This is a genomic window from Sphingopyxis sp. 113P3, assembly GCF_001278035.1.
Lineage (GTDB): Bacteria > Pseudomonadota > Alphaproteobacteria > Sphingomonadales > Sphingomonadaceae > Sphingopyxis.
In genome coordinates this window covers 3,592,240-3,613,744 of record NZ_CP009452.1, presented here as the reverse complement: position 1 = coordinate 3,613,744, position 21,505 = coordinate 3,592,240, and the positions used below count along the sequence as shown (strand labels likewise).

General features: G+C 64.5%; 40 protein-coding genes and 1 tRNA gene. 27 read left to right on the top strand and 14 right to left on the bottom strand.

From position 1 onward, the window contains the following. Positions 1–31: 31 nt before the first annotated feature. The 14 genes from LH20_RS17530 to LH20_RS17470 all read right to left on the bottom strand — a co-directional run bounded on the left by LH20_RS17530 (position 32) and on the right by LH20_RS17470 (position 8,912). On the bottom strand, positions 32–220 hold the full coding sequence (locus tag LH20_RS17530; protein ID WP_053555326.1) for a hypothetical protein: 189 nt from the start codon (positions 218–220) through the stop codon (positions 32–34). Continuing rightward, a complete protein-coding gene (locus LH20_RS17525; RefSeq protein WP_053555325.1) occupies positions 204–1,712 on the bottom strand; it encodes a hypothetical protein in 1,509 nt (502 codons plus the stop codon). The genes LH20_RS17530 and LH20_RS17525 overlap by 17 nt, the downstream gene beginning before the upstream one ends. Beyond that, the gene (locus LH20_RS17520; protein ID WP_235527016.1) at positions 1,699–2,514 is read right to left on the bottom strand and encodes a terminase small subunit; all 816 of its coding nucleotides are present in this window, start codon (positions 2,512–2,514) and stop codon (positions 1,699–1,701) included. The genes LH20_RS17525 and LH20_RS17520 overlap by 14 nt, the downstream gene beginning before the upstream one ends. Then, entirely contained in the window at positions 2,507–2,962 is a 456-nt protein-coding gene (locus LH20_RS17515) for a hypothetical protein (protein WP_053555324.1), read from the bottom strand. The genes LH20_RS17520 and LH20_RS17515 overlap by 8 nt, the downstream gene beginning before the upstream one ends. Beyond that, complete coding sequence (locus tag LH20_RS17510) at positions 2,959–3,219, bottom strand: hypothetical protein (protein WP_053555323.1); 261 nt, start codon at positions 3,217–3,219, stop codon at positions 2,959–2,961. Before LH20_RS17510 ends, LH20_RS17515 begins: the two co-directional genes overlap by 4 nt. Next, on the bottom strand, positions 3,212–4,324 hold the full coding sequence (locus LH20_RS17505; protein WP_053555322.1) for a hypothetical protein: 1,113 nt from the start codon (positions 4,322–4,324) through the stop codon (positions 3,212–3,214). Before LH20_RS17505 ends, LH20_RS17510 begins: the two co-directional genes overlap by 8 nt. Then, complete coding sequence (locus LH20_RS23590) at positions 4,321–4,488, bottom strand: hypothetical protein (RefSeq protein WP_158501161.1); 168 nt, start codon at positions 4,486–4,488, stop codon at positions 4,321–4,323. Before LH20_RS23590 ends, LH20_RS17505 begins: the two co-directional genes overlap by 4 nt. Beyond that, a complete protein-coding gene (locus tag LH20_RS17500) occupies positions 4,485–6,314 on the bottom strand; it encodes a DNA cytosine methyltransferase (protein ID WP_053555321.1) in 1,830 nt (609 codons plus the stop codon). Before LH20_RS17500 ends, LH20_RS23590 begins: the two co-directional genes overlap by 4 nt. A 151-nt stretch (positions 6,315–6,465) precedes the next feature. Beyond that, a complete protein-coding gene (locus LH20_RS17495; RefSeq protein ID WP_053555320.1) occupies positions 6,466–6,996 on the bottom strand; it encodes a hypothetical protein in 531 nt (176 codons plus the stop codon). Further along, a complete protein-coding gene (locus LH20_RS17490; RefSeq protein WP_053555319.1) occupies positions 6,993–7,649 on the bottom strand; it encodes a hypothetical protein in 657 nt (218 codons plus the stop codon). The genes LH20_RS17495 and LH20_RS17490 overlap by 4 nt, the downstream gene beginning before the upstream one ends. 2 nt (positions 7,650–7,651) lie before the next feature. Next, entirely contained in the window at positions 7,652–7,921 is a 270-nt protein-coding gene (locus tag LH20_RS17485) for a DUF2312 domain-containing protein (RefSeq protein WP_053555318.1), read from the bottom strand. A 68-nt stretch (positions 7,922–7,989) separates the two neighbouring features. After that, complete coding sequence (locus LH20_RS17480; RefSeq protein WP_053555317.1) at positions 7,990–8,454, bottom strand: hypothetical protein; 465 nt, start codon at positions 8,452–8,454, stop codon at positions 7,990–7,992. 152 nt (positions 8,455–8,606) lie between these two features. Next, positions 8,607–8,678, bottom strand: a tRNA-Met gene (locus tag LH20_RS17475). Positions 8,679–8,696: 18 nt separating this feature from the next. Next, positions 8,697–8,912 (bottom strand): helix-turn-helix transcriptional regulator, encoded by a 216-nt coding sequence (locus LH20_RS17470; RefSeq protein ID WP_235527015.1) that lies wholly within the window; start codon positions 8,910–8,912, stop codon positions 8,697–8,699. A 96-nt stretch (positions 8,913–9,008) separates the two neighbouring features. Between LH20_RS17470 and LH20_RS17465 the strand changes: the two genes are divergently transcribed. The 27 genes from LH20_RS17465 to LH20_RS17345 all read left to right on the top strand — a co-directional run bounded on the left by LH20_RS17465 (position 9,009) and on the right by LH20_RS17345 (position 21,455). After that, positions 9,009–9,716, top strand: a complete 708-nt coding sequence (locus LH20_RS17465) for an XRE family transcriptional regulator (RefSeq protein ID WP_053555315.1) — start codon at positions 9,009–9,011, stop codon at positions 9,714–9,716. Continuing rightward, a complete protein-coding gene (locus LH20_RS17460) occupies positions 9,716–9,925 on the top strand; it encodes a hypothetical protein (protein ID WP_053555314.1) in 210 nt (69 codons plus the stop codon). The genes LH20_RS17465 and LH20_RS17460 overlap by 1 nt, the downstream gene beginning before the upstream one ends. Before the next feature lie 9 nt (positions 9,926–9,934). After that, positions 9,935–10,333 carry an HIRAN domain-containing protein gene (locus tag LH20_RS17455; RefSeq protein WP_053555313.1) on the top strand — a complete coding sequence of 133 codons (399 nt, stop codon included), beginning with the start codon at positions 9,935–9,937 and terminating at the stop codon, positions 10,331–10,333. Between the two features lie 107 nt (positions 10,334–10,440). Further along, complete coding sequence (locus LH20_RS24220; RefSeq protein WP_268796081.1) at positions 10,441–10,566, top strand: hypothetical protein; 126 nt, start codon at positions 10,441–10,443, stop codon at positions 10,564–10,566. Next, the gene (locus tag LH20_RS17450; RefSeq protein WP_053555312.1) at positions 10,563–10,892 is read left to right on the top strand and encodes a hypothetical protein; all 330 of its coding nucleotides are present in this window, start codon (positions 10,563–10,565) and stop codon (positions 10,890–10,892) included. Before LH20_RS24220 ends, LH20_RS17450 begins: the two co-directional genes overlap by 4 nt. After that, a complete protein-coding gene (locus LH20_RS17445) occupies positions 10,889–11,158 on the top strand; it encodes a hypothetical protein (protein WP_053555311.1) in 270 nt (89 codons plus the stop codon). Before LH20_RS17450 ends, LH20_RS17445 begins: the two co-directional genes overlap by 4 nt. Continuing rightward, positions 11,155–11,463, top strand: a complete 309-nt coding sequence (locus tag LH20_RS17440) for a hypothetical protein (protein ID WP_053555310.1) — start codon at positions 11,155–11,157, stop codon at positions 11,461–11,463. Before LH20_RS17445 ends, LH20_RS17440 begins: the two co-directional genes overlap by 4 nt. A gap of 2 nt (positions 11,464–11,465) precedes the next feature. After that, entirely contained in the window at positions 11,466–11,798 is a 333-nt protein-coding gene (locus LH20_RS17435) for an IST1 family protein (protein ID WP_144423608.1), read from the top strand. Then, the gene (locus LH20_RS17430) at positions 11,798–12,058 is read left to right on the top strand and encodes a hypothetical protein (protein WP_053555308.1); all 261 of its coding nucleotides are present in this window, start codon (positions 11,798–11,800) and stop codon (positions 12,056–12,058) included. Before LH20_RS17435 ends, LH20_RS17430 begins: the two co-directional genes overlap by 1 nt. Beyond that, complete coding sequence (locus LH20_RS17425; RefSeq protein ID WP_053555307.1) at positions 12,055–12,486, top strand: DUF7694 domain-containing protein; 432 nt, start codon at positions 12,055–12,057, stop codon at positions 12,484–12,486. Before LH20_RS17430 ends, LH20_RS17425 begins: the two co-directional genes overlap by 4 nt. Further along, positions 12,486–13,370, top strand: a complete 885-nt coding sequence (locus tag LH20_RS17420; protein WP_053555306.1) for a hypothetical protein — start codon at positions 12,486–12,488, stop codon at positions 13,368–13,370. The genes LH20_RS17425 and LH20_RS17420 overlap by 1 nt, the downstream gene beginning before the upstream one ends. Then, complete coding sequence (locus LH20_RS17415) at positions 13,367–13,810, top strand: hypothetical protein (protein ID WP_053555305.1); 444 nt, start codon at positions 13,367–13,369, stop codon at positions 13,808–13,810. The genes LH20_RS17420 and LH20_RS17415 overlap by 4 nt, the downstream gene beginning before the upstream one ends. Further along, positions 13,807–14,346 (top strand): hypothetical protein, encoded by a 540-nt coding sequence (locus tag LH20_RS17410; protein ID WP_053555304.1) that lies wholly within the window; start codon positions 13,807–13,809, stop codon positions 14,344–14,346. The genes LH20_RS17415 and LH20_RS17410 overlap by 4 nt, the downstream gene beginning before the upstream one ends. Next, positions 14,343–14,771 (top strand): hypothetical protein, encoded by a 429-nt coding sequence (locus tag LH20_RS17405; protein ID WP_053555303.1) that lies wholly within the window; start codon positions 14,343–14,345, stop codon positions 14,769–14,771. Before LH20_RS17410 ends, LH20_RS17405 begins: the two co-directional genes overlap by 4 nt. Then, a complete protein-coding gene (locus LH20_RS23585) occupies positions 14,768–14,908 on the top strand; it encodes a hypothetical protein (RefSeq protein WP_158501160.1) in 141 nt (46 codons plus the stop codon). Before LH20_RS17405 ends, LH20_RS23585 begins: the two co-directional genes overlap by 4 nt. Continuing rightward, positions 14,901–15,491: a hypothetical protein gene (locus LH20_RS17400; RefSeq protein WP_053555302.1), complete on the top strand. Its 591-nt coding sequence runs from the start codon at positions 14,901–14,903 to the stop codon at positions 15,489–15,491. The genes LH20_RS23585 and LH20_RS17400 overlap by 8 nt, the downstream gene beginning before the upstream one ends. 17 nt (positions 15,492–15,508) lie before the next feature. Then, the gene (locus LH20_RS17395) at positions 15,509–16,204 is read left to right on the top strand and encodes a hypothetical protein (protein ID WP_158501159.1); all 696 of its coding nucleotides are present in this window, start codon (positions 15,509–15,511) and stop codon (positions 16,202–16,204) included. After that, positions 16,197–16,718: a DUF1643 domain-containing protein gene (locus tag LH20_RS17390; RefSeq protein WP_053555300.1), complete on the top strand. Its 522-nt coding sequence runs from the start codon at positions 16,197–16,199 to the stop codon at positions 16,716–16,718. The genes LH20_RS17395 and LH20_RS17390 overlap by 8 nt, the downstream gene beginning before the upstream one ends. Continuing rightward, on the top strand, positions 16,715–16,930 hold the full coding sequence (locus LH20_RS17385) for a hypothetical protein (RefSeq protein WP_053555299.1): 216 nt from the start codon (positions 16,715–16,717) through the stop codon (positions 16,928–16,930). Before LH20_RS17390 ends, LH20_RS17385 begins: the two co-directional genes overlap by 4 nt. Next, positions 16,927–17,712 carry a hypothetical protein gene (locus tag LH20_RS17380; protein WP_053555298.1) on the top strand — a complete coding sequence of 262 codons (786 nt, stop codon included), beginning with the start codon at positions 16,927–16,929 and terminating at the stop codon, positions 17,710–17,712. The genes LH20_RS17385 and LH20_RS17380 overlap by 4 nt, the downstream gene beginning before the upstream one ends. Beyond that, positions 17,709–18,209 (top strand): hypothetical protein, encoded by a 501-nt coding sequence (locus tag LH20_RS17375; protein ID WP_053555297.1) that lies wholly within the window; start codon positions 17,709–17,711, stop codon positions 18,207–18,209. The genes LH20_RS17380 and LH20_RS17375 overlap by 4 nt, the downstream gene beginning before the upstream one ends. Beyond that, positions 18,209–18,751, top strand: a complete 543-nt coding sequence (locus LH20_RS17370) for a hypothetical protein (RefSeq protein ID WP_053555296.1) — start codon at positions 18,209–18,211, stop codon at positions 18,749–18,751. The genes LH20_RS17375 and LH20_RS17370 overlap by 1 nt, the downstream gene beginning before the upstream one ends. Positions 18,752–18,792: 41 nt before the next feature. Then, the gene (locus LH20_RS17365) at positions 18,793–19,176 is read left to right on the top strand and encodes a hypothetical protein (protein WP_235527014.1); all 384 of its coding nucleotides are present in this window, start codon (positions 18,793–18,795) and stop codon (positions 19,174–19,176) included. Beyond that, positions 19,169–19,648, top strand: coding sequence for a hypothetical protein (locus LH20_RS17360; RefSeq protein WP_053555294.1), 480 nt, complete (start codon positions 19,169–19,171; stop codon positions 19,646–19,648). Before LH20_RS17365 ends, LH20_RS17360 begins: the two co-directional genes overlap by 8 nt. Continuing rightward, on the top strand, positions 19,641–19,874 hold the full coding sequence (locus LH20_RS17355; RefSeq protein WP_053555293.1) for a hypothetical protein: 234 nt from the start codon (positions 19,641–19,643) through the stop codon (positions 19,872–19,874). The genes LH20_RS17360 and LH20_RS17355 overlap by 8 nt, the downstream gene beginning before the upstream one ends. Beyond that, a complete protein-coding gene (locus LH20_RS17350; RefSeq protein WP_083455473.1) occupies positions 19,862–21,019 on the top strand; it encodes a tyrosine-type recombinase/integrase in 1,158 nt (385 codons plus the stop codon). The genes LH20_RS17355 and LH20_RS17350 overlap by 13 nt, the downstream gene beginning before the upstream one ends. Positions 21,020–21,038: 19 nt before the next feature. Beyond that, a complete protein-coding gene (locus LH20_RS17345; protein ID WP_053555292.1) occupies positions 21,039–21,455 on the top strand; it encodes a hypothetical protein in 417 nt (138 codons plus the stop codon). The last annotated feature ends 50 nt before the right edge of the window (positions 21,456–21,505 follow it).

Here is a 21,505-nt window from a genome sequence, read left to right as displayed (position 1 = left end):
TACGGGGCGCCCCTATGGCTTTGAATCGGGCCTAGAGCTCGTCGTATCGATCGCGCTGCTTCACGGCCGGGGGCGGCAGCGACGGCATCGGGGTCAGCGGATCCGCCTCATAGCGCTGGCGGAGCGCCGAATAGTTGCGGCGCACATAATGGCGATCGAGACCGCTCAGCTTGCACCAATCCTCGAACGACGCGGGGCCATGGTCATGCAAGTTCGTCATATCGGTCACCTCCGGCCGGCTGTCCGTAATTCTCGGGGTTGAGGTAGTTGGGCACGGCGCGCGGCAGCACCGGGAAGGCAAAGGTGCAGGCAAGCGCGTCGCCTTCGTCGGGGCTTGCGAGGCCGCGCTTCTTCATGTCCTTCTTCTTCTCGAGCACGATGCTCGTCTCGTCGGCGCCGAAGGCATAGGTCGGGCCCACCAGGTCATCTTGCAATTGCTGGCTGTCAGGGATGGCGCCGCCCTTCAGCCAAGAGCGCATCTGCGTCCACATCTGCGTGCGCTTGTTGCCGCAATGCACAGTGACGCCAGCGTCCAGATAGGCCATGCCGCCCTCACCGCCGAACCAGACTTCAAAGACATTCGGGACTTCGAGTTGCCGCAGGCGGTCGATCACGGCCGCGCCGATGTTGCCGGCGTCGACGAAGATCGCGTCGGGCTTCCACCGCATCGCCTCGAGCGCGATGTCGCCGGCGAGGAGCATGCTGTCCTGTTTGGTCCATTCCTTCCACGGCCGGGACTTCGCGTCCCGGCCGCAGCGGATCGCCAGCACCGACTTGTCATCGCCGAAGCGGGCGCAGTCGACGCCGAAGATGACCGGATCGGAGCCGAGGCTTTGCACCTCGCGCTCCTGGGCGGCCTCGACGACGTCGGTGCCGATGAATTGCATTGAGCTTGCTGAGGGGAACATGCCGCGGACGCGCACCTTTACTATATCGCTGTCTTCACCATAGGTTTTGACGAGCAGGTCGAGGAAAGCCTTGTTCGTGCCTTCGACTGTCCGGCTATCAATCTGCGCTGTGTGCCAGAGATTGCGGTTCTTGCCGAAGCACTGGCGGAATTCGCCGGTGTTGAGCGTCGGGTTGCCGAAGGCGATCCAGATGATCTCGGTGTTCTCGTCGGTGAGCGCGCCGAGCGTCACCTCCCAGACCTTGTCCGCGATGCCTGAAGCTTCGTCATAGATGACGACGATCCGCTTGCCTTCGTTGTGCAGGCCGGCGAACGCCTCGGTATTGGTAACCGACCAGGTCACGAGATCGAGGCGCCAGGACTTGTCCCGGCCGGGAAGCGTCGAAACCAGGCTCGTCGCGTTATGCTTGAACCAGTCTCGGGTGATGGCGAGCCGCGCCCACTTGCCGATCTCGGGCGATGTCTTCGTGAGCAGCTGCGTTTCGGTGTTCGCGGTGATGACGATGCGGGTGTCGACGCAGGTATCGAGCGCCCACTTCGAGATCATCCCGATCAGCGCGGACTTGCCGATGCCGTGCCCCGACGCCTTGGCGCTGCGATACGGCATATAGCGCGTCTCGGGATTCTGCAGGTGCTCGCCGATCGCGCGGAGCTCATCCAGCTGCCACTGGCGCGGGCCGCTGTGCCGCTCAAGGTCGGTGCCCTTCTGCCCCCAGGGGAAGGCAAAGAGAACATAACCTTCCGGATCCCACCTGAACTCGCCAATGCGCTGAGCCAGCGCCAGCTGGGTCTTAGCCCGCGCCATCCGCTACCCGCCTATTCCCGGCCTGAAGCGCCTCGACGAGCTCGTCGGTGACATCATGCTCGAGCTTGTCCTTGTACATGCCAAGGTGACGCGCAACCTTGTCGAGCGCCGCCATCTGGTCATGCACCTTCATCTCGAAGCCTGATTGCGTGACCTTCACCCCGGCATAGAGCAGCCGCGCATTGCCCTTGAGGTGGCGCGTATCGTGAGCGAAGACATCGGCCTGCCCTTCGCCTCGGCACTTCGGGCACTTGGGATGCGGCGGATCCGAGCGCACGAATCCGAAGCCGCCTGCATCGGAGGGCATGGGTTGCAGCGCGCCGGGCTTCTTCTTCGACTTCTCGGCTTCGTTCGCCATGCGGGCGATCATGAGGGCCTGGGTGAATTCGGCTTCGTCGATCCACTGATATTCGAAGTTCTTGCCATAGCAGTACCGGCAGCAAATCCGCCGAAACTGTATCACGTCGTTGGGGTCTGCCGTTGCGATCTGCCACCAGCGCTCGAGCACCATGTCTTGCGTGATCTCGGTGCGCTGCGAACGCTCGGACATGCGCGCTTCGACATAGGCCGCAACCTTAGGATCGCTTAGGAGCTTGTGCGCTTCGACCGCACAGACATTGTCGCTGCCCTTGAAGCCCGCGGCGCGATACGCTCGCAGGCCGTTGAGGTCGACGAGATACTCATCGGCAAACAGCTTGCGCTTGTGGGTGAGACCGGTGACCGGATCGCGCGCGGGCGTCGCGGCGCGCTTCCTCGCGGCGGGTTTCACCGCCTTCTTCGGCGGGGCAGGCTTCTTAGCCACGCTCCATCTCCACCTTCCAACCGACAAAGACCAGGTCGGCGAGGGCCTCGGAGAGGCCGACGCCGCGGCTGCTCGCCCATTTCAGGATCTCGGCGCTGACATCGGCATCGCGCGCCTTCACGGTCGCGGGCGCCGGCGTCGGGATATCGCGCGGTCGATCGCGCCAGTGCGGCGCGGTGTTGAGCGGCAGCGCTGTCCACAATCCAGTTTCGACGATCATGATTTGCCGGCTGCGCTGATAGCGACGCACCTCGATAAGGCCGCGCTGCTCGAGCCGCTTTACGGCGTCGACCGTACTGCTCACTGACGAGTAACCTGATATGTCGACCAGGTCATCGGCGATCGGCGCCGGCTGGCCCGCCTCCGCGGCCTTAACCAGCGCGCCATAGATCCTCCGGTCCTTCATCGGCAGGTCGCAAATCAGCGCGGCAACTTCAGCTTTCTTCATCGACGATGCTTCCCGGAAAATCGAAAATGGTTGAATTTGTACCCGAGCGGCAGGACCGTGATGACGGCGCCGTCGCCGCAGATAACGCGGTGCCCGCTCGGCAGGATGACCGCCCCTCCGCCCAGGCGGTCGCATGCATCGAACGCGGGCCCGCTGAGACGCTCGATGACCTCGCGCGCCGGGATCTTGGCGACGCGCTCGCGGTAGCGCCGGATTGCGTGCAGCGGGATGACGAGCGGGATGCGGACCTCATCCATCGACCCGCTCCGCGCGCGGCTTTGGCGCTGCCGCCTCGGCCTGGAAGATGACGCGGCCGAAGACCTCGCCGCCGACCGACGCGACCGCTGCGCCAATTTGCAGCGCGAGATTATTCTCGGCCCAGCCCGCGGCAAAGGCGGAGGGAAAGACCGCAGTGACCTCGCCGTCGCCGAACAGGATCGCGGCGCCGCGCACCCAGCTGCTATAGGTCGTGAGCCCGAGCTCCTTCTCAAGCTTGGCGTGGACCTTCGCGCTCCGCTCATCCTCGCGGGCCTTGGCGCGCACCTGCGCGGGCGGCAGCGCCGAGGCGATCGCTGGGCGAGCCGCGGGCGGCGGCGCGAAGCTCACGCCGCGCATTTTTGCATGCATTACACGAGGATGATCGGTGTTGACCCACTTCCCTAGCGCCGCCGTCCAATCCGACTTGCGGCCGATCGCGCGGGTTTCGGTGAGCCAGTGCAGCTTGAACGCCTCGCAGACGGCTTCGTAGGCGCCATCGGGCCACTGCGCGACCAGGCGGCGCGCCACGGGCGGCAGGTCTTCCGGTGCAGGTGCCACCCAGTCAGGGGGAAGGCTATGCCCCTCCGTCCGCTTACGCGGCTTCCGCTTCGGCGCCGGCCGCTCCTTTTCCTGATTGTCGGATTTTTCACCCTGGGGCGGATCATCAGCGTCAGCTGATGATAGGGGAGAAGGTTCATTGGGGGGTTTGGGTGTAACATTTACACCGGTCCCCGTTACCGTGGGTGACCGGTCCCGCTTCTTCACCGGTGAAGATTTTACACCGGTGTAACGAGCCTTCCGCACCCAGCATCCGACGAGCGGCAGTGCTAGCAGCGCATCGACATTGATCGCATATTCGACGGTATAACCATTGTCGCACGGCCGCGAGCCAACCACCTTGAGCAGGCCATCGGCAATAAGGCCCTGGATCGTCGTGATGACCGTCTTCTTCGTAAGATCGAGCTCGTCGGCCATGGTCTGTTTCGACGCAAAGATGCCGCCGCCGCAGTCGCTCGCCTTGTCCGCGAGATACGCCATCATCGCCAGGCGCGTGACCGTGCCCAGCTTTCGCTTGTAGCTTTCGGTGATGAGGTGGTTGCTCATCGGAGCTCCTTCGGCACGTCGCGGTGGATCGCGCCGCAGATCTCGCGGCACTTGGCCCGCACCTTCTGGCGATGCTCAGACACGAACCGGCCGCTCGCGTCGCGGTCGACGGCGATCGGGGGAGCGGCGCGTTGGTGAGCCTTGAAGATGCGGGACCAGATCATGCTGCCAGCGCCTCCGGCTGCCAGTTGCAGAGGTCCGGCTGGTTCGCGGACACGAGCGCCCGGGCGACGGGCGGACAAACGCTGTTGCCGATCGCACTGATCTGCTCGGCAATTGTGAGGCGCTTCTCGACCCACTTGCCGCGCACGAATTTGCGGACGACGGGATCAAGAACATAATCGTCCGGGAAGCCCTGCGCGCGGGCGAGCTCGCGGGGTTTCAGCATGCGCAGGCCGATATCGACGATGACATAGGTCGTGGCGTCGATCGTGACCGTGACGACGGCAAAGCGCGCCTTGACGGTGACGACGTCGAGCGGGCGGTCGACTGGCTGGATCTGCGCCGTCTCATTCTCGCCGTCCGTGCCGTAGTACTTGACCAGAAAGGCGGCCGTGCGAACTGCGCGCGCCATCATTTCGGGCGGCAACGCGCCCTCTTCGATCATTGTCGTTTCAACGATGCGCTGGGTGCATCCCTTGCCGACGATCGTCGAGAGAGGCTTACGGGGCGTGTGACCGACCATGCCAGTATTCGCCTGCTCGATATGGGCGGCGACGACGGCGTGATGCTGTCCGCCCGCGCGCGCGGTGCGCAGCGGCAATTCCGGATCGCCCCCAGCCGCGGCCTTGTCGCTGCCGTAGAAGCTCGACAGGAACGCGGTGACCGCAGCGGCCTGTGACCCCTTGGCAGTGACCGTCCCGTAGGGCTTGCGAGGGTCGAGGGCGCGCGGGGCCTGTCCATCGCGCTCGCCATTGCCCATCTTCACGAGCGTGGCGCCTACGACGCCGTTTGTGTCCTTTTTCGACGCCGTGACAGCGTGCATCGGCTTGTCAATCGGGCGATTGAGGCCGCCTTGCTGCCCATAGGAAATTAGCGGCGCGATCACAGTGTCGACCAACCCGAGCGGCGTCGCGCCGGCAGGTCGAGCCGGGACGCCGTTCGCGGTGACTGTCGGCATCGGCTGGGTCATGTCACTGCCGACCGCGCCGCCGCGGAACTTAGTGATATGAGGCGCACCGGTCGGCTTCCATCGAGTGCCGTCGCGGCCCACGATATAGGGGCGCTCGGCCAGCACGACATAGCGCATGACGCCGTGCGCGATGCGGCGCTTGGTCGCTTCGGCAAGCTCGCGGTCGCGCTCAAAGATTGAGGGGCAATCGATCGTCCAATCGATGCACTCGGCCGCGGTGCGATACGGCAGCAACATGCCCGCGATGACGCGGCGATCGGTCGGTGCGGCATGCGTCGGTTTCGGCCAGACGATCGCGTTACCGTCGCGCCGGAAGATCATGTAGAGGCGCTTGCGTGAGGTCGGGGCGCCATAGTCGCACGCCCTCAGCACGCGCCATTGCACCCGATAACCGAGCCTGCGGATCGATCGGACGAAGCGCTTGAACTCTCGGCCCTTCTTGTCGGGCATGGGCACGCCGTTTCCGTCGAGCGGAGCGGCATATTCGAACTCTTCGACGTTCTCGAGATATCCGACCGCGGGAAGGGTCTCTTCGAGCCAGTGAATGACCTCCCAGCAGAGCGCCCGGATGGAGCGATCCTTGACCGGCCCGCCCTTCGCCTTGCTGTATTCCTTGCAATCGGGCGAGAACCACGCGCCGCCGACCGGGCGGCCGCGGGTCGCGGTGCGCGGCAGGAAGGGCGAGCGGATATCAGTGCAATGATGCTCGGTATCGGGATGATTTGCCTTGTGGATCGCGATCGCGGTCGGGCTGTGATTGATCGCGATGTCGACATCCCGACCGAGCGCTTGGCCGATGCCGGTGCTGGCACCGCCTCCGCCCGCGAAACCGTCAATGAAAAGAGGGTGTAGTTTCATGCCGCCTCCGCCCGATTGCATTCACGGCAGAGACCGGGCCCGGCGCAGGGGATCTCCCGGCCGTCCGCCATGCGAAAGAAATGGTGCTGCCGAACGCCGAGGTGACGCCGGACATAGTCGCGCTCCGTCCGCGTCGTGATTGCCGAGCCCTTCATGCCGACGCCCCTTCGATGCGGAGAGACTGCGGCAAGACGCCAGTCGCTGCGAAGCGCGCTGCATCGGCCGCGATCTGATCCTCGATAACCTTGCGTGCTTCCGCCGCCCTTAGGCCCTGGCTCTTCACCAGGCGGCGATAATCGTCGCGGTACTCGACAGGGCACCAGGCGAGTTTCGTTGCCCCAGAGCGGCGCCCCGCGAGAATTCGGGAAGGGCTCCCGGCCGGCCGGCTCTCGACCCCCAGGCGCGTCATCCCGATACGGCGGCCGAGCTCGCGGCGCTTCGCTGCGAATTCTGGCCTCTCGATCATCGCGCGGCGCACGCCATCGCCGGTCCGCTTCGCGTGGGCGGCAAGCGTGTTTGGATCCGCGAGATATGCCTTCATCGCCGCGCTACACTTTGCGCGCCGCGCCGGCGAGCGGCCGTTATGGCGCCCGATGCACCGCCGACAGTAGGGCGATTTCTTCGGCTTGGTCGAGAAGCGAGCGACACCGCAGTCGGCGCAGGTGGGAACAGGGAGGTTCATGCCGCCTCCGATACGTCAGAGGCAGGGGGCTGCTCCAAATAGTCCGAAGGGCGCTCGAGCCGCTTCCGGCATGGCGCTATCCACTCAAATCGGGTGCCGTCCTCACCGTCGATCCAAATGAGCCAGCAATAGCTTGTCGCGGTTGACGCGCCCGGGTCGCAACGGCCTTTGACCATAGGAACCCGCTCGACAAACTGCGCGACAATGCTCGGGGGATTTGTGGAAAACAGACGCTCATAGCGCCCCACGCCTTCAACAAACGATGTGCGAACCAGCATCGCAAAGCCATGCCGACTGGTGCGGGTTGCGCGCTCAATGAATTGTTCAGCGAGACGGAAGGGCGGATTGGTGATTGTCCAATCAACTGTCGGCGGGTCGAAGCCGAAGAGGTAATCGTCGGTCGGGAAGCCCGCCCCATAGTCGTGAATATCACTGGCCTCTATGGCCGCGAAATAATCATCGAGCGCTCGGACCATGTAACCGCGGTTCGCTGCCGGTTCGCGAACGACGCAATGGTCTATCGGCTCGCCAGAGAGTAAGAGGAACTCGCACAGCGCCCGCGTCGCCCACGGCGGCGTCGGGAAATCGTCTAGACTATCATGCGGCTCGTGGCGCTGTTGCATGACAGCTGCCGAGCGGTTTTGGCCCGTCATGGTCAGGCTGCCTTGTCGAACGGCAGGCGCAGCTGCATGCCCAGCGCCGAGAGGTAAGTCTCGAGCACCGCCTCCATTTCCTGGCGATCGTGGGTGGGCATTTTGCGCAGGCGGATGACCTGGCGCATGATCTTCGCGTCGTACCCTTGCGACTTCGCCTCGTTGTAGACGTCGCGAATATCCTCGGAGATACCCTTCCTCTCTTCATCGAGCCGTTCGATCCGCTCGATAAAAAGGCGCAGTTGATCGTCCGAAACCGTGGCTTCGCTCATAGCTTTTGCTCCTGTGTCGCCCCCCTCGAACGGGAGCAGTCGTGAACCATCGCGGGGAAATGGGCCTGTCAGCGCAGGCTCGAGCCGTTCCCCGCGATGGAATTGATGATCGGGCCGAGCGCGAAAGCGTCGTTCGAAAGGCGGGCCAGCTTGACGTGATTGAGCGGTCCGTCCTCGAGCGCCTCGGCGCCATTGGCCGCGAAGCGCGCGCACGCCGCGACGGCATGGCGGATCGTGGCGTTCGCCTCGACGCGAAGCGGCGCCGTGACGAAACCCATGCGCCGCGCTATGCGCTGGAATGCGGCGGGCGGCAGCGCGGCAAACACGCGCATCGCGACGTTGAGCGGCATCAGCGGGCCATCAGCCTCGACATAGGAGCGCAGACGCCGCTCCCAGGTCTCGACGCTGCCGCGGCCGTCGAAGGTGGCGTCAGCCAGCGCGGCCCAGGTCATCGTGCGGCCATGACCGACGAAGCTCCGCAGGATATCGCGGACAAGGGCTCTTACAGCCTCGCTGGAAAAGTCGGGCGTCATTTCCATTGGAAGGCGAGCCGCCCCGCGGCATCGCGTTAGCCATGGAACAGGATGATGATAAACGAACGCGCGGCGGGCCCGAGGGAGTGGGGGGGATAGGACCCGCCGCGCGCGCCCGGAGTGGCGGGGGGGGAATGCACTCCGGGAAAGGGTTGCAGGGGCGGGATTCGAACCCGCGACCACCGGGGTATGAACCCGGTACGCTACCGCTGCGCCACCCTGCGAAAACTGAACAACCGACATCAGGCAGCATCCTCGCGGACGGCGCTGTCGGGGAGGAGGAGCTCGGCCTCGGAGACCGCGCCGTCCGACCAGGCGGCGATCTTGACGGCCAGCGGGAGGCTGGGCTGGCGCTGCCCATAGGCGATCTTGCGAATCGTCTGGTGGGACTCGCCGAGCTCCGCCGCAGCTTCTGGCATGGTGAGCCCGCGGGCCTTGATGTGGTCGAGCAACGTCATGCCCATAACATGCCCAATGTGGGCACCTCTTGCAATAGCAAAAGTGCCCAACCTGTCCTCTATACGGAAGGTGCCCACACGGGGCACAAGCAACGCATGGCGAACAACAACATAGCGGACCTTCGAAAAGCCAAGGGCTGGACGCAGGATCGGCTTGCCGACGAGATCGGCACCACGGTCAACAATCTGGGCAAGCTCGAGCGCGGCGCGCGTCGGCTCAATCAGGATTGGATCGAACGCATTGCCGAAGCGCTGGGATGCGCGCCCGATGACGTGATCAAGGCGTCGCGGCCATTCACGCCGCCGTCAGGGCGGCGCACGCAACTGCCGCTCGACATGGGGCGGGCGCCAGACCAGATGCCGACGCGCAGCGCCTATGCCGATGCGGGCCCGGTGCAGCTGCGCCGCGTCAACCTCGAGCTCGCCATGGGTGACGGGACGACGCTCGAAGACTGGATCGAAGAGCAGCCCTATGACTTCGACGCGACGAAGCTTCGCGAAATCACGACTACCCCGCCGCATCTGCTCCTGATCGGCAAGGGCGTGGGCGACAGCATGGAGCCGACGATCGGCAGCCATGACGACGTGATGATCAACCTCGCCGAGAATGAGCTCACGCGCTTCGACGGCATCTATGCGCTCACGATCGAAGGCGCCGGCGCAATCAAGCGCCTCGCCCCGGCTGGCGAAGGCATGGTCCAGGTGATATCCGATAACCGCAACCATCCCGATCCGGTGCGCAAATTCCCGCGCAGTTCAATCCGGATCATTGGCCGGGCCATCTGGTCCGCGAGGAGGCACTGATGTCCGATACGACCTGGGGGATCATCTTCGTCGTCTACCTGGCAGCGGCACTGCCGATCATGGGCATGGGCAACGGGGCGGCACAGCGACCCAAGGGACTGCCCGGCTCCTGGAGCGTCTCGGCATACGACGCGCGCGAAAAGCGCTTCGGCTGGCTCATGGGCGCCTGGATTGTCGGGCTGATTGCCCTCCTCGTCATTAGGGCATAATCTTAGGGCGTGCCTGCCCAAATCACGCTGCCCATCGTCGGGACCCCGTTCCCGAACAAGAACCCCAAGCTGCCGACGCGGCAATTCGCGCTCGAGCTCTGCGAGCCAGGCGATCCGGTGACGCTCCGCCCCGACCCGTCGAACACGCATGACGAGCATGCGATCGAGGTCCTCAACAGTCGCGATATGATGATGGGTTATATCCCCGCCAATCGCGCGGTTTACGTGGGCATGCGGCTCAGGCGCGGCGCCGTGTCGGCGATCTTCCAGGGGCGTTCCGCGCGCGGCGGCTTCATCCGAATCGCATTTGACGGCGAGGAGCCAGTGCTCCCGCCTGATCCGGCCGACCAGACCGTCGCGGATGAATTCGAACCAGACCCGGAATATCCCGACGACTGGGGCGCTTAGGGCAGATATGCCCGCATAGGGCATTTTCTAGATTGACATATGCCCAATAGGGGCACATCATCCCCGGCAATGGGGCACATAACGTGCCCGCTACCGGAGATCTGCCCATGCTGTCCGTCAAGGAGCACCCCGACACCGCGGAGGTGACGCTCGACGTCACGCTCGCTCGCCTCGCGATCGCATTCGCACTCGTCGCGTTCGGCCTGCCGCTCGTGCGGGCGGCGCTGCTGTGAGTGCTCTGCACACACCGGGCCCCTGGCTCGCCGAGCCCGCCGACATGTTTGGCGATCACAATATCGTGCTCGTGAAGAACGAAGAGGATAGCCGGGCGATCGCGGCCGTCGTGAGCAATATGCGTGACCCGCAAGAGGTCGCCGCCAATGCGAGCGTAATCTCGGCAGCCCCTGACCTTCTCCGCGCTGCCGAGAGCATGATTCCGACCAATCTCTGCCTGACCAATTCGAATGTGCGCGACGATGTCGTTGTGCCTTTGGAATGCACGATGGGCGACCTTCGCCAGGTGGCGGCCGCTATCGCCAAAGCGCGGTGCGCGGCATGACGGGTCTCGGCATCTTCGAGGGCTTTGCCCCCGCCCGCCTGCGTACGATGGGGGCTTGTCTCGAATCGGTCGAGGCCGAGCTCGCTGCGGAAATCACCCCGGCCGTCGAGCAGCCGCTCGAGCTCGTCGAGCTCGTCGGCGAAGAGGTGCTGTCGATCGAGGCGCACCCCCACGGCTGGCGGATGCGGCTCGGATCGGGCGCCACGATCCATGTGGATAGCGGTCACACGTTCGACGTCGGCGGCAATCCGGTGATTGAGCCATGAACACCGCCAACCGCCTCTATGCGCTCGACCTGCTCCACCGCGCCGGCACGTCCTACGACGCGCGCGACATATCGGTCATCGCGTCGATCCTGCCGCTCGTGGAGCGGGACGTCATTGCCTCGATCGAGACCCCGATCGGCGGCGGCGTTTCCGCAGCGCAAGCCGTCTGCGCCGCGCGCATCGGCACCGGCTGCCACCGCCCGAATTCCGACAACCCGGCTTCGTTTGCAGATTCCGAACCGGGACCACTGCCGCCGCCGTCCGCACCCATCCACGCGGGCGGCGGCGGGCCTTCAGGAGAATGACCTTGGGAACCACACCACAAGAAGGAACGCGGCGAAGCGACGCTGACCAGATGCGCGCCGTGCTCGAATTCTGCGACCAGTTCCGTGAGACCGTCATGGCCCGGTTCCCCGAATTCGAGGATCCGCGCGAAGCCTTCAACATGGCGATGGTCGCCGGCGTCATGTTCGCCGGCATGCAGGCCGGGCATCTGATCGCCATGGGCGACTGCCCCGAAACCCGGGAATTCTATGACCAGACGTCGGTGATGGTCGAGACCAACTTCGCGCTCGGGATCCGCTTCGGCAAGGTCCACGCCGAGAGGGAAATCGCGAAGCTCCAAGGGGGGCTGGTCTAGTGCCCTTCTTCACGAAGAAGCCCGTGCGGATCGAGGCGGTGCAGTTTCTGCGCATAGATCCAGCAAGCGGCAATGCCCTCTTCGCCGGCGACGAGGACGGCGCGATGTGGGTGACCGAGTTCCAGTCCCTGCATATCCGGACGCTCGAAGGCATCATGACCGTAAGCCCGGCCGACTGGGTTATCTGCGGCGTGAAGGGCGAGCTCTACCCGTGCAAGCCCGAGATCTTCGCCGCCACCTATGACCAGGTGCCAGAATGAGGGGCGGCTTCAACAATCGCGCCGAGCGGCGCGCCGCGCTCGCCGACATGCATGCGCGCAATCAGCAGTATCCGGTTGGGCGGCTGGTCGAGATCGCGCGCGAAGATTGGCCCGATGTCTGGACCCCGCCAGGCATCCAGCGCGTCTGGCGCGATCGCCGCTATCTTGTTCAGCAGTATCTCGACCGCGGCATGATCCGCCTCAGCGTCAACGTCGTCGCGGCCAAGGCCTCGCTCGACCGCTGGGTCGACGGCATCCCATGGGACGACTTGCAGCGCATCAAGAACCAGTGCGGCTACGCGGACGCGTGCGCCGTCGAACTCTACCCGCCCGAGACGAAGGTCATCAACGTCGCGAACCTTCGGCATCTCTGGATCCTTCCCGAACCCCCCGCTTTCATGTGGGGCGCAAAGCAGGAGGCTGCATGATGGCCCGCGCCTGGACTCCCGACATGGTAATATTCCACCACCCCTGCAACGACGGCATGGGCGCAGCGCTAGCGGCCTCGCTTCGCTGGCCCGACGCCGAATATGTGCCCGCGAACTATGGCGTCGAGCCGCCCGACGTGAGTGGGCTGAAGGTTCTGATCGTCGACTTCAGCTATAAGGAGCCCGTGCTGCGGGAAATGGCGCGGCGCGCCGACAGCATCATCATCCTCGACCACCATAAGACGGCGGCGGAGGACTTGGAGCCTTTCCGCTTTGTCGGCCATCCGTCGCAGTTCACGCTCGCGAGCGTCGCGTCGATGTTCACGGGCATGGCGCAGGCGAACTATCTGCCGATCATCGCCCTGTTCGACATGGAACGCTCCGGCGCCATGCTCGCCTGGAACTTTGCCCACCCGGATCAGGAACCCCTGCCGCTGATCCGCGCCATCGAAGACCGCGACCTGTGGCGCTTCGCGATGCCCGAGAGCAAGGCAATTGCCGCGCGCCTGCGCACGGTTCCCAACGACCTGGTCAGCTGGGCCGCGCTACTCACGCAGAATTTCGAGACCCTGGCGGAAGAAGGCCGGGCGATGCTCGCCTATCACGAGAGCATTGTCGCGGAGATCGCTGGCAAGTTCGAGATCGGCTTCATCGATGACGTGCTGCACGCGCGCGTGAACTGCCCTTCTTTCCTCGCAAGCGACGTTGGCAATGCGCTGATCGACAAGACGGAGAAGGGGATAGGGGCGGTCTACTCGGATAGCGGCGGGTATCGCCACTGGTCACTGCGCAGCCGCGACGATCGGCCCGACGTTTCTGTCATCGCCAAGAAATATGGGGGCGGCGGCCACCGCAACGCGGCTGGTTTTCGCGTGCCGCTATGACGGATCGCGCCGACCAGAAGCTGCGCGAGGCCGAGGAGCTCCGCGCGCGGCTCATCGCCGAGGGACGCCACCGCGACGCCGAGATCATCCGCGCCCTCGCCGCGACCTACCGCGCGAGCCGCCGCGCCAACGCGCTGCTCCACGCCGACAACCAGGCGTTGAAGGAGGGCAAGCCCGCGGGCGGCGCGATCGACATGGACTATCCGGCGCGCGCGCGGGCGAAGATCGCCGAGATCCATGCCGCGCTGCCGGCCGACGCGACCTATTCCATGCGCGTGAGCGCGCTGAAGCGCGGCTATCCCTTCGGCGAGCGCCGCTATTGGCCGTACCAGGCCTGGCTTCAGGAGCGCGCCAAGTATCTGCGCCAATATGATCCGGCCACCCCGCTCGGCCCGCTGCTCGAGGGCGTCGCCTTTCCCTACCAATCGAGGGCCGCATGACCATCCCACTCCTATCCGAGCTCCGCCAGCCCCCTGTTCCCGGCCGCTATTACATGGTCCCGGTCATCGACTTCATTTACTGCAACCGCGAGGGTCAATGGCCGACGCTCGGACCGCTGCACCACGATCGCGAAGAGATAGGCTTCGACCCGCTTCATTTCCATGTCGACCTGCGATTTCTCACTGCCCGGCAGACGAAGCAGATCCGACGTTGGTATTCGCCGGGCACGGCTGAGGCGACCGTTTCGGCTGCTCCCCTGAATTATCGCGGACGGGATGTGCCGAAGAAGCCCTATCTCGCGAAGCGACGCTGCAGAGTGCCAGGATGGGCGTACTCGCCACCGGGCCGGCCCTTATGGCTGGACGCCTTCGATCGACGCTTTGGTGAGGTCGCTGAGCCGCGGCGTCTTGCCGATGGGCGCCTGCTCTGCCCGCACCGCAAGGTCGACCTGTCTTCGTTCGAACCCGACGCCGAGGGCATCGTGACGTGTCCACTGCACGGCCTCCGCGTCCGCTGTGGGAGCGCCCCCCAATGACAGACACACCGCACCAGCGCTTCACCGTCTCGTCGACGAGCTATCTGCGCAACTTGTCGCGCGAGGATCTCCGGTCTGAAACCCTCGCGGTCCATTATCAGGATCCGCCGCGCAAGACAGAAACCGGCACGAGCATCTCGCTACGGTTCCCCATGCTGATTCTCGCCTTCTATCTCAAGGAGCAGCACGCCATCGCCGACAAGGTCGCCGCCATCCTGGAAAAGCATTGGGATGATGACACCGACGAGCTCGCGGCGCTGCGCAAAGAGATCGAGGACCTGAGGGCGCAGGGCGAGCGGCAATCGTCGACGATCGCGATCCATCACCAGAATTTCGACCAGATCTACGAGCGCGCCTGCCGGGACACCGGTGAGTTCGCCGAGTGGGTCCGGAGCATCACGCACCCGGAGGCTGACCAAAGATGAGCATGCATTCTGACAAACCCGGATTCGGCGAGGGCGAATTCCGCCCTTGGGAGCGCTGGATTTTGCGCCTCATAATGTGGCTGTCGGTGCTGACCGGACTGCTCGCCATGGTGAAGGGGATCTTCGTCGATGGCTGACGCGATCAAATTTCCTGGCAGCAACTTCACTTTCACGGCGCCGCCCGAGCGCGATGACGTGCGGGACCTGCACACCTTCCGCCAGCCGGGCGGCCCGTGCAATGTCAGCTGTTGGCAGCTGCGCCCCGAAGAGCTCGACGAGGTCAATCGCACCGGCCGCGTCTTCCTGTCGGTGATGAGCGGCCTCCAGTTCTATCCCGCCTTCGTCGGCGCCGAGAGCGTCGTGAGGAGCGTCGTGGTCGATTACGGCAAGGTCTGGGACCGCGGGCCCTGGCCGCCCGCTCCTGCCCCCGAGGGCGGACTTCCCCGCGCCCTCTTCGCGGCAAACTTTATCGCGACCGAGGATCCGACCGTCGTCGCGGAGAAATGGCAGGATTGGCCCGATGCTCGCCGGAAGGCCCGCGTCCAGGCGGCATGCGCCCGCAGCTATGCCTTATCGGCCGAGGCGATCGGTCGCGCGATCGAGGCGATGACGCCGCTCGTCAGCGAGGACATGGACGAAAATATGCGTCGCGCATGGCTCACGGATCTCGCGACGGTCGCGATCAATGCCGCGCTGGCAACTGGGGAGGCGGGGCAATGACCGACGCTGCTGGGCCTGTGCAGGTGACGCAGGCGGAAGCCGACCGTGCGTTAAAATGGATCAACCACAACTTGATGCTGGCGAAAGGACTGATGAAGTCCAGTTCGGAGGCAGGCAACGGCGCAGAGAATTTCCGCGCCCACGATGCACATCAGGCGCTCACCGCCGCCAAGAATGCCATCATGGCATGGAACACACGCGCAGCATTCAACGGGGAGGGGGCGGACGAAGATACGGTTGAACGCGTCGCGCGCATCATCGCTCCGAGCGCATGGGCTGTGTTCGACGCCGAGAAAGCCCGAATGCTCCGCAAATACAAGGGCGAGAATATAGGATGGCCTGCTGACCAGTATCAGCACAAGGCGTCAATGGACACCGCGCGTCAGATCATCGCCTCCCTCAACCCCTCGCAGGATGGGGAGAGCAGCACGGCAAGCAGCGTGGACGTCGATCCCTCAAAAATGTCGGTCGAGATGGCCGAGCTTTTCGGGCTGGTTTGCAAACTGTCGCGGCTGCGCACCGAACACGACGACGCCCTTCGCTCCAATACCGGACATTTGGAAGCCATCGAGCAGGCCGCCAACAAGGTCGATCAAATCGTCGATGCGATCCCCGAGCTTAAGGCTGTGTTCGCGAAGGTCCACGAACGCGAGCGCCAAATGCGCGCAGCCCTCGCCCTCTCCACTGATAAGGGGGAGGCGAGCCGTGGGTGACGCAATCATCTCACCGTGCGGAACCTACCGCTATCGCCTTGACCGGCCCGATGTGTTCGGCGACTTCAACACGGCAGTCATTATGGTCAATCCGTCGACCGCCGATGCGACCAATGACGATGCCACGATCCGAAAGTTGATCGGGTTTCGCGACCGCAAGGCGTGGGGCAATCTCATCGTCGGCAATCTATTCGCATACCGCGCGACCGATGTTCGCGAGCTTGCGACGGCGAGCGATCCGGTCGGCCCCGATAACGATTATCGGCTGTGCGAAATATTTCTCGATGCCCAACAGGTCATCTTCGCATGGGGGCCGCGATCCAAGTTGCCGAAGCGTCTGCGCGAGCGGTGGCGCGAGGTCGATGCCATCGCCCGCAAGATGCACTGCCACCCCATGTCCATCGGCTCGCCCGCCAAGGATTTACAGCCCTGCCATCCACTGATGCTGCCTTACACCAGCGAATTGCAGCCATGGCCGCCCGCCGCCCTCGCCCCCGAAGGAGATGCGCAATGAAGCGCGGCCACCGGAGCAGCATCATCGGGACGCCGCCGTTCGTCTGCCACGGCACCGCGCCAGTGCGCGCCAGGCACGATCGTGCCCCCGACTATACCCGAGACCGGCAGCGCGAGGCGATTGCCGAGCGGGACCGGGAACGCGCCCGCCGCGCGCTGTGGCTCGCATGCGAGCGGGCGCCCCTCGAGATCGTCAGGAGCATCGCGTCATGATTGATAAGCTCAGGGCTTCCGATATCCGCGCCGCGCTCAAGAAGAAGTTTTGCGCGCCCGAATATGCCCTCTTCTTCGAGGTAGGCGACGCGACTGGCGGACGTGCGCGCCGGTGGGCCGACGCTGTCGCCATGGGCCTTTGGCCTTCGCGGGGGCTCAGCCTTTCGGGGTTCGAGATCAAGGTCGCGCGCAACGATTGGGTCAAAGAGATGCGAGCGCCGGCAAAGGCCGAGGCAATCGCCCGGTATTGTTCGCAATGGTGGATGGTCACGTCGCCAGGCATTATCCGGGAAGGGGAATTGCCAGAACTTTGGGGGCACTTCGAGCTCCATCCGAACGGGTTGCGCGTCATCAAGCCCGCGCCGCTCACCGAAGCGGAACCCATAACGCGAGAATTCCTGGCCGCGCTGCTCCGGCGCGCCAGTGAGCTCGACCGTAAGATCGAGCACGAAGCGATCGAGAAGGCGATCGCACGCGACGCTGAGGCAACGAAAAGGCAGATCGAGAACGAGGTCGCGTGGCGCACCCGTCGCGGCGAAGAGCGCGCCAAGGAAGCTGAGCAGAAACTTCAGGCAATCTATGACGCGTGCGGGCTGGAGCCGAGTGAAGTCACCCGCATGTTCGGCGCAGATAACTTTGCGCGCGCCGTCGCCATGGTTCACAGGCTCGGCGTAGCGCAGACCTATAACGGCCTCGCTGACTTGGCGAAGAAGGTCCGGCCGCTCGCCGATTCGATCGATACTTTCATGGCCGCCATCTCCGACAATGAGGAGGCGGCATGACAAAAGCTGTCACCCCCAGCCTGCCGATCTCGCTCCCCATCACCGACGATTGGCTCGCGTCGATCGGCTTCAAATGGCACCAGATGGACCGGCAGCCGCACAAGCACTGGGTTCTCTGGCTCGGAGACGCAATGGGCGAGCCGACAATATGCTTCACCGACATCGGCATCGAGGTCTCGCGCGCTCTGGACAAGGGATACCATTGCTGGATACGGAGCGACGCCGCGCACCGCTACGGCCGCTTCCTGCATGTCCGCTACCTCTACAACGAGGCTGACCTTTACAACGTCATCTCGGGCCTTGTGGGCCGGCCTTTCAACCCGGAGCATTGTTGGTACGGGTCACTCCGCACGCCCGCCGCAGCGGAACGGTTCCGCGAAGAGGCCGAGCGCCTCGATCGGCGCCTTGCCGATTATTTCGGTGACACCGACGAAACGAAGGGCGGGCCGCTGGCCGAGCACTTGCGCGCCTATGAGAAGCCGAACGGGAGCGCGTAATGGTCGACACCCGCTCCCTCTGGCGCGTCACGCACCCCGACTTGAAATTCCCCGGCCCGGTGGACACGCTCGAGCGCGTCCGCGAGTGGATTCGGTTGCGCGCCGAGCATCCGGATCACGAGCTCGACGCCAGTCTGTACGGTATCGAGAAGGTCCCGACCTGCGGCTGTTGCGGCACCGACCAGGGCCTCACAGCCGTCTATGACGGCCGCATCGATGCAGCGGCGCGCCACTACCGGTGCGAGAAGCACGTCGAGCGCATCCCGTGCGCGATCGAGGGGTGCCGGCGGACGTACAAGCTCGAGCTCGGCGATAGCTATTCGTCGCGCGTCGTCTGCGGCAAGCACTGGCGCCTAGCGCCGAAGCATATGCGCGACGCCGTCGCCCGCGTCCGTCGCATAGGGGTCAAGGCGAATTGGCCCCGGCCGATCATCAATCGCTTCTGTCGCTTGTGGGAGCGCACAGTTCGCGCCGCTCAGAGCGCCGCGGCCGGCGACATCGACGTCGCCGAGATTAATCGCGTCATGGGGTGGGATCAATGAGCTATGTTCGATGGAGCACGCCGATCGCCCTGCCGGAGGGCGTGACGGCGACCGATTACTATTTCGATAGGGGTGACCGCTTCTGGCAGATCCAGACGTCGGACTTCTACATTTACGATCACGTCGATGGCTTTGTTTCTGTGAACGTGGCTGCGAATCGCCACCGGCCGACCCGGCCGTTCGTCGGCGAGAAGGTCATCGACGTCGATCCGAAGACGCGCCTCGGGCGCGCCAATCCTGATTGGTTGGCCTGGTTGGACGAGAGGTACGAGACGATCGACCACCCCGACGCCGGCAAGACCTTCGAATTCCCGGAGATGAGCGACGCGATCGCTAAGGTCGAAGCGCTCATCGCCGCGGGGTTTCTCGCGCCCGACTATTTGCTCGACGACATGCGGGCCTCGCTGGATACCTGCGATGATTGATGACGGGCCGCCCCGCACGCCGCCGATCGTGCCGCAAGAGTATCTGTTTGGCCCCAAGGTCGTAGACATCGGCGATCTTCGCGTCGCGCGAGGTATGACGCGTCGGCCGGTTTCGGCGTGCCGTCACCGCCAGCTGGTCTATGACGGCCAAGAGCGGCGCATCTGGTGCAGTGATTGCGAAACGGATGTGGAAGCTTTCGATGCCTTCAAGCAGATCGTGGAGCAATTCGATGCCGCCGCGAAGCACGCAGAGCGGATGCTCAACGAGGCAAAGGAAGCTCGCGCCTTTTCGATCATCTCGATTGCAGCGAAGACCATCGATAAATTGTGGCGCAGCCGAAAGCATGTGCCGACCTGCCCCCATTGTAACGCGGGTATTTGGCCCGAGGATGCCGCACGGATGGGGATGGTGTCGAAGGAATGGGACCGCGCGCGCCGCAACCGTGCGAAGGAGCGTCCGGCCGATGGGTAAACACACCATCATCGCCCCCGTTATGCCCCGCCTGGTCGACGAGGAAACCGCTGCGGCCTATCTCGGCCGCGGCCGGACCAAGTTCCGCGAAGAGGTCGCGAAGCGCCTACTGCCCGCTCACAGCGACCAGAACGGCAATGTGAAACTATGGGATATCCGGCTGCTCGACCACTATATTGACGGGCGCAGCGGTTTCGGTGACACCTCATCGGGATGGGACAGGTGAGAATCCCCGGCGTCTGCCAGAAGAAGGGCAACTTCTATCGTCGCTTCCGCTACTATGACGAGGCGGGGAAGCGGAAGGATATCTACGTCAAATTGCCGGCGCCGACCGATCCGCGATTCGCGGGCGAGCTCGCGCGCGTCAACGCGGAATATGCCGCGGCGCCCGAGGCACGCAACGCACCCGAGCCCGGCAGCTTCTGGGCGCTGGCGCAGGCGTTCCGCACCGCGCTCGCGTCCGGCTGGACGAAGAAGAAGCGCAAGCGCAAGCAGCGCGATGGACAACCAGAGAAGGGGATCAAGCCCTACTCGCCAAACACGATCGACAATTATCTGCGCTACGTCGCGATGTTTGAGGATCCGGACTTCGTCTATGAGAACCCGAAGACGAAGAAGCGCACCCCCGTGCGCGACCTGGACGTCAAGGGGATCCGGCCGGTCCATATCCACGAGCTCCGCGACACCCTCGCCGACAAGCCCGGCAAGGCGAACAATTGGCTCAACGTCCTGAAGCTCATGCTCGCCTTCGCGGTCGAGCGCGACTGGCGCGGCGACAATCCCGCGACCGCTATCACGCCGCTGCCGATCGGCGAGCATGAACCCTGGCCGGCCGAGGTGCTCGAGCAGGCCCGGACCGAGGCGTCGCCGATGCTATGGCTGGCGATCGTCACCGGCCTTTGCAGCGGCCAGCGCATTAGCGACGTTATCCGCATCCATCACAGCTGGCTGAAGAACGGCATCATGCAGCTGTCGCAGTTCAAGACGGACGTCGACGTCGCGGTACCGGTGCACCCATGGTGGCGCGAGGAAATCGACAAGCTGCCAAAGAAGGCAGTGACCGTGCTCTATGACCGCTTCGGCCGGCCGTTCGGCCGCGAGGAAGCGATCCAGGAGCGCATCCGCGTCTTGATGAAGAGCCTGGGCCACGTCGACGCGAAGGGGCAGGCGCTCTACACCTTCCACGGACTGCGCAAGAACGCATGCTGCTATCTGCTCGAGACCGGCCTCAGCGACACCGACGTCGGCGCGATCCTGGGCATGACGCCCGAGACGGTGCGCCACTATGGCAAGCGTGCCCGCGCGTTCACGATCGCGCAGGGCGCGGCCGAGAAGATGACGGCCGTGCCGTTCTCGAAGATGGGGCGGTGATCGTCGCGGAGGAATGAGGATGGGCTATCAAATACTTGAATTCCGCTGCGGCACGTCTCGACCCCAAGGTTATGTCCTGCGCGGCACCGGGGAGCATGAGGGCACGAACGAGACGATCCGCGTCGATGAGATGATGCACTACGGCACAGACGGCGAGCGCCTTGCCCACTTTCTTGATATGCGATTTCTCCACGCACATCGGGTGCGGACGCTGGATGATGGGCCGCCCTCGGAGGCTGAGACGATTGCCAAGGGGCTGACAGAGGCGCAGAGGCGGGCACTCGCTCATGTCGGTGCGGGCAATGGCTGGGGTCTATTCGCAGGGGTGCGCTGGGACCGGCGAACGCGCTACCGACTGTTCGACCTCGGCCTTGTCGCGGCGTCGCGTTTGACCGGCAAAGGGCGCGCCGTCCTTGCGAACCTGAAGGGGGAATGATGCGGGATCGCGGGATCATGCACCCCATCCCTCTACCAGCGCCATGCTGG